The organism is Pseudoalteromonas sp. (assembly GCF_041613455.1).
Classification (GTDB): domain Bacteria; phylum Pseudomonadota; class Gammaproteobacteria; order Enterobacterales; family Alteromonadaceae; genus Pseudoalteromonas.
This window is the reverse complement of sequence record NZ_JBFJHD010000181.1, coordinates 1-6,086: the sequence shown is the minus strand read 5'-3', so window position 1 is coordinate 6,086 and position 6,086 is coordinate 1. Positions and strand designations below refer to the sequence as shown.

The following is a 6,086-nucleotide window of genomic DNA, read 5'->3' as shown; positions in this document are numbered from 1 at the left end:
GCAATGTCGACCTTGTTTGATCACCCCGATCACTCATTATACTCAAATGGGATGACGTTTTTACGTCGTCCTATGGTGCAAAACATTACCGCGATCGACGCCGATGTAGTGGTGCTGGGCTTGCCATTTGATATGGCGACCTCGGGTCGCCCAGGTGCCCGTTTAGGCCCCGATGCGATTCGCCGTGCATCGGTGCATTTAGCGTGGGAAGGTACTAAATACCCGTGGACGTTTCCGTTATTTGAGCGCTTAACGGTGGCCGATGCGGGAGATTTTACGTATCCCGTAGGCGACGCTGAATATTTTACCGCTCGACTAGAACACGCGGCGAGTAACATCCTCAGCCAAGGTAAAACCTTGTTAGGCCTTGGCGGCGATCACTTTGTTACTTTGCCGCTGTTACGTGCACACGCCAAGCAACATGGTAAAATGGCCTTAGTACACTTTGATGCGCATACCGATACTTACAGTAATGGGTCGCGCTACGACCATGGCACCATGTTTTATCATGCCCCCATGGAAGGGTTAATTGACGTCAATCACAGTATTCAAATAGGCATACGTACCGACTTTGAGCAAACTAAGCATGAGTTTGCAGTGATTGACGCGATGCAAGCGAACGACCTGCACGCAAGCGACATTGCTGCACAAATACTTGAACGAGTCGGTGATTTACCGGTGTATTTAACCTTTGACATTGACTGCCTCGATCCGGCGTTTGCACCGGGTACCGGCACGCCAGTGTGTGGCGGGTTAAGCTCGGATAAAGTGCTGAAAATATTACGTGCGTTAAAAGGCATTAATATGGTGGGCATGGATGTGGTTGAAGTGTCACCGTCATATGATCAAAGTGAACTCACCGCCATTGCTGCTGCGAGCATCGCTAACGAACTGCTGCATTTGTGGGCGTTAAAAAATAAATACTGAGCAGTGAGTTAAAAAAGCGCCGCAGGGCGCTTTTTGCTGTGTTGCTGCCTTACATGGTTATCTAAAATGCATCTTATGTTTTTTGGCATATGCGATACACACCGGTATTTCTATCACTAAATAGCTTAAAAACGTAAACCAAAACCAATTTACCTCAAAGAGCAACCAGCTAAATTTCACTCCTGAGCCGTAATATAAATTTCCTGCAATAAACAGCGTAATCGCCGTGGCGAACAGGTCTTGAATAGACAATTTTTTCAAGCTGTTACCGGCAAAACGCGGGTATATAAAGCCATAACCCAGCGTGATTACGGTAACCACTAATAACAATAAGGTAATTTCAGCAGACATACGGGCTCAGTAAATTATGTTAATGATTGCACTTTATATGAAATACCACTGATTTTTCAAGTTCAAGACTCGCGGGGTTATCTGTTATACTGCCGGTATCATTTTATGGGGCTGTTATGATTTCAAAAAACCAACTCAAACTTATTCGCCAACTTGGCCAAAAAAAGTACCGCAAGCAATATAATCAATACCTTGTACAAGGTGAAAAAAATGTACTTGAGTTATTAAACAGTCAATTAAAAGTGCTTGATATCTTTGCCACTGCGGCATTTATAAATAGCTATCAAGCACAATATCAAAATGTTAACTTTACTGTGGCCGATGAAGAGCTGCTGACCAAAGCCAGTACCTTAGTAAGTAATAATGCTGCGATTGCGATTGTCGCTATGCCCGATGCGGCGCCGCTGCAAACCAGCGGTTTAATACTGGCGCTCGACGGGGTATCTGATCCTGGTAATTTAGGCACCATCATTCGAGTGGCCGACTGGTATGGCATTAAGCACATAGTGACTAGCACCGATAGCGCCGATGCGTATAATCCTAAAACAATCAGTGCCACTATGGGCTCGTTTGTTAGAGTGTCGGTAAGCCAAGTCGATTTACCCGCGTATTTAGCCACTGTAAATATGCCAATTTATGGCGCTTTTTTAGAAGGTGATAGTGTGCACTACACTGCGTTTAATGGCTCAGGCGTGTTATTAATGGGCAGCGAGTCACATGGTATACGCGAAGCCTGTGCTGCGCTTGTAAGCAATAAAATTACCATCCCTGCGTTTGGAGCGGCGGAGTCGCTTAATGTGGCGATGGCGACCGGCATTATTTTAGATAACTTTAAACGACAAGCTTAACCCTGTCGTTAAAAACGATGACATTGTTAAGCAATAATAAAAATAATAACTGGGTAATAGCAATAACATGCGCTTAAGCACTATAAAATTGGCGGGCTTTAAATCGTTTGTCGAGCCCACTAAAATTCCCTTTCCTGATCAAATGACTTGCGTAGTGGGCCCTAACGGCTGTGGCAAGTCTAACGTAATTGATGCTGTGCGATGGGTGCTTGGTGAAAGCTCAGCAAAAAATCTGCGTGGCGATGCCATGACCGATGTTATTTTTAATGGCTCGACGAACCGTAAAGCGATTTCGCAAGCATCGGTAGAGCTTATTTTTGATAATGACTCAGCTGACTTTGCAAATACCTTTGCCAGCCGCAACCAAATTGCCATTAAACGTTTAGTGACCCGCGATGGGCAGTCGTTGTACTACCTAAATGGTAGCAAATGTCGAAAGCGCGATATTACCGATATATTTTTAGGCACAGGCTTAGGACCGCGCAGTTATGCGATTATTGAGCAAGGGATGATCTCACGCTTAATCGAGAGCAAACCGCAAGAGCTACGGGTGTTTTTAGAAGAAGCCGCCGGGGTGTCTAAATACAAGGAGCGTCGCCGCGAAACCCAAACCCGTATTAAAAGTACCCGCGAAAACCTAGAGCGTTTACTGGATGTACGTAAAGAGCTAAAAAGTCAGCTCGATAAACTGGCGGTACAGTCGCAAGATGCCAAAAAATACCGTGAGTTAAAAGCACAGGAACGTGTTTTGAAAGGCCAAGTTGCCGTTTTAAAATGGCAAAAGCTGCACCAACAGCAAAATGAAAAAGGCCGCCAAATAGCTGAGCTCAATGAGCACATTAATTTTTTCCACAGCGCTCATGTAGGCCACGACGATGTGCTTGCCAGCCTAGAGGCACAAGTGCAGGGCAAACAAGATAGTTTAGCTGATTTACAACAACAGCAACATGCACTGCATACTGAGTTGACTCGCGCCGAGCAACAACAAATTAATATTAAGCAACAACAGCAAACACTGCAACACAGCTTAGCTGAGCTGCAACAGCGCGAAACGCAAAGCCTAGCGGCTAAAACACAACAGCAAACTGTGTGTGATCAACAGCACGAGACACTGCAGCAGGCGATAGCAAATAGCGAGCTGAGCCAAGAGCAAGTAGCGGAACTAAGCCTCAAAACCGAACGCTTAAGGGAATTAAAGCAACAGCATACAGCAAACTGGCAAACGCTGAATGAGCAACAGCAGCAACTGCATACCAAACAGCTTGCTCAAGCAAACCAAATTCAGCAATTAAGCCAATCAGCGCAGCATGTAAAGCAGCAACGCGAGCAGCTTGAGGAGCAAATAGCGGCACTACATGCCGACAATCTGCAGCAACAGCTCAGTGATTTACAGCATACTCAGCAAGCGCAAACTCAACAGTTAGCCAACAAACAAACTGCGCATAGCAAGTGCCAAGCCGCTGCGGCGCAACAACAGAGCCAATTAACGGCCGCCGAGCAGCAGTGTCAGCAATTAACGCAACAAGTAAATGAACTCAAAGCCAGTATTGCTGGGCTTAAAAGTACTTTGGGGCTAGAAGAGGATAATGAAGCTCCCCACACGCTGCTGAGCCAGCTCACTGTTACTGCTGGCTTTGAACATATAGTAGAGCAAGCGTTGCAATCGTTTCAGCAGTTAACCGTAAGCGATAAAGTACAGCCCAATAGTGTCTGGCAGGCAAGCAAAAACGCGCCGCAGCGAGTGGCACAATTGAGCTTAGCGAACTACATAACGGCAGGGGTGTATCCCGAGTATTTAGCGCGTATCGCGTACAGCGAAAATGGCAGCTTAGCTGCATTAGACGATGACTATTACCTTGCGGTGATGGATAAACAAGGGGCGTTACATGGTCGTAACTGGCATTTAAACGGCGATAAAAATGCCGCTAACTCTTTATTGTTAAAGCATCAGCAATTACACACTAAAACAACGCAGTTAACTGAGCTTAACCAGCAATTACAAGACGCTCAAGATGTGCTTGCAACGCATCAGCAGGCTCATAAACAATTAGCTGCAGAGCAAACAGCGCTTAAAGATGCCATCCATCAATTGGCACAAACGATAGCGGTAGCAAGCACTCGTAGCGATATGCTGCAACAGCAAGTGGCTCAGCAGCAGCTACAACTAGAAAAATTGCAGCAACAACAACAGCAGCTGACAGAACAGTTAACAGCAATAGAGGCGGATCTTGTAGCGCAAAAAAAGCAACACTCTCTACTTGATGAGCAACGACTAAAGGGGAGTGATGAGCTTGAAGCGGCCAATACCACTCGCTTGCAAACAGATAAAGACCACAGCGAAGCACTCAGTCGCTTAGAGCAATATAAAACACAGGCACATCAAGCCAGCTTAAATGAGCAGCGGGCGCGCAGTGAGTGGCAGCTCAGTCATACTAAACTCAATCATGCTGAGCAAGAGTACAGCAATGCTTTACACGGTGCACAACAGCAGCAAGCACAACTCGAAGCGCTGCGCCAGCCTGCCCAGCAACTAGCCGATAATATTGCACAGTTATTACAGCAGCACGCCAGCGGTGAGCAACAGCAGGCGCAATTAAACGATAAGTTAGCCCACGCCAAAGAGGCATTATCCGCCAAGCAAGCAAGTCTTAAGCATTCCCAAGGCGAACTTGAGGCACTGCAGCAACAACATCAAAAATTAAGCCTAGAAGAGCAAAGCGTAGCAATAAAAGCCCAGCTTGCACTGGAGCCCTTAGCAGAGTTAAAACAAACTTTGCAATTAGTGCTTGAAGAGTTACCAGACTCACTGAGCGTAGCTGCTGCGCAAAACCAACTCACCTCCATAGCTAACCAGCTAGAAAAGCTAGGTGCGGTTAACCTGGCGGCGATAGACGAATTTGATCAGGCTAAAGCACGAAGTGAATACCTTGATAATCAATTGGATGACTTAACCAAAGCATTAAGTACCCTTGAAGGGGCTATTCGTAAAATAGATTTAGAAACTAAAACGCGCTTTAAGGCCACTTTTGATCAGGTAAACCACGACTTTGGCGAGCTGTTTCCCAAGGTATTTGGTGGCGGCAGTGCGTATTTAGCATTAACCAGTGACGATTTGCTTGAAAGTGGTGTTAGTATAATGGCTCGACCACCGGGCAAAAAAAATTCAACAATTCATTTGTTAAGTGGTGGAGAAAAAGCGCTGAGCGCATTATCATTAGTGTTTTCAATATTCAGGCTCAATCCAGCTCCATTCTGTATGCTAGATGAAGTGGATGCGCCGTTAGATGATGCTAATGTGGTGCGTTTTTGCCGTTTAGTTGAAGAAATGTCACAATCAGTGCAGTTTATCTATATTAGTCATAATAAAATTGCAATGGAAATGGCAGGCAGATTAACCGGTGTGACAATGGCAGAGCCGGGTGTGTCGCGTGTTGTGGCGGTAGATATTGAACAAGCGGTGCAACTTGCACACGCATAGTGTTACTAAACGTATTAGCGTTAACTAATACACAGTTTTTAGGCATATCAAATAATAAAAGGTGAGGGGATGGCCGAAGAATTAAGATGGGTTTTAATCGTGATCAGTGTATTTGTCATAGGTGGCTTATTAATACATGGTTTATGGTCAGTGAGAAAAAAAGATACCCCAGAAACACCTAGTCGCGAGCGGGTAGAACCACAACACAGCGCGCCTGCTCATGCGCCAAGCACAGAGGCCGCAGAGCCGGTTGCTTTTGAGCGAGATGAGCCGCAACTCGGTGAATTAAATTTTACCGCGGATGAGCCACACATTGATACCAGTGTGCCAGAAGTACCCATTGAAGACGATTTACAGGTTGTTGAGCAGGAGCCAGCTGCTACCCAAAGCGAAGAGCCTGCAGCGGTTGCCGACTTCGTGATTGTGCATATTCAAATGCCAGAGGGCATGACTATGCAGGGCAGTCAGTTATTACCTGCGGT

The 6,086-nt window shown here is 45.9% G+C and carries 4 protein-coding genes and 1 pseudogene; 4 read left to right on the top strand and 1 reads right to left on the bottom strand.

Annotated elements, in window-relative coordinates:
* Positions 1–3 precede the first annotated feature (3 nt).
* The gene (gene speB, locus ABYB02_RS13550) at positions 4–927 is read left to right on the top strand and encodes an agmatinase (RefSeq protein WP_372762960.1); all 924 of its coding nucleotides are present in this window, start codon (positions 4–6) and stop codon (positions 925–927) included.
* 57 nt (positions 928–984) lie between these two features.
* On the opposite strand, the gene ABYB02_RS13545 is transcribed toward speB, so the two are convergent.
* Positions 985–1,278: a hypothetical protein gene (locus ABYB02_RS13545; RefSeq protein ID WP_372762959.1), complete on the bottom strand. Its 294-nt coding sequence runs from the start codon at positions 1,276–1,278 to the stop codon at positions 985–987.
* Between the two features lie 116 nt (positions 1,279–1,394).
* Between ABYB02_RS13545 and ABYB02_RS13540 the strand changes: the two genes are divergently transcribed.
* From ABYB02_RS13540 to ABYB02_RS13530, 3 genes and pseudogenes are all read left to right on the top strand, one after another.
* Positions 1,395–2,126, top strand: a complete 732-nt coding sequence (locus ABYB02_RS13540; RefSeq protein WP_372762958.1) for a TrmH family RNA methyltransferase — start codon at positions 1,395–1,397, stop codon at positions 2,124–2,126.
* A gap of 67 nt (positions 2,127–2,193) precedes the next feature.
* A complete protein-coding gene (gene smc / locus ABYB02_RS13535) occupies positions 2,194–5,604 on the top strand; it encodes a chromosome segregation protein SMC (protein WP_372762957.1) in 3,411 nt (1,136 codons plus the stop codon).
* Positions 5,605–5,673: 69 nt separating this feature from the next.
* Positions 5,674–6,086, top strand: a pseudogene (locus ABYB02_RS13530) (cell division protein ZipA); the annotation flags it as partial.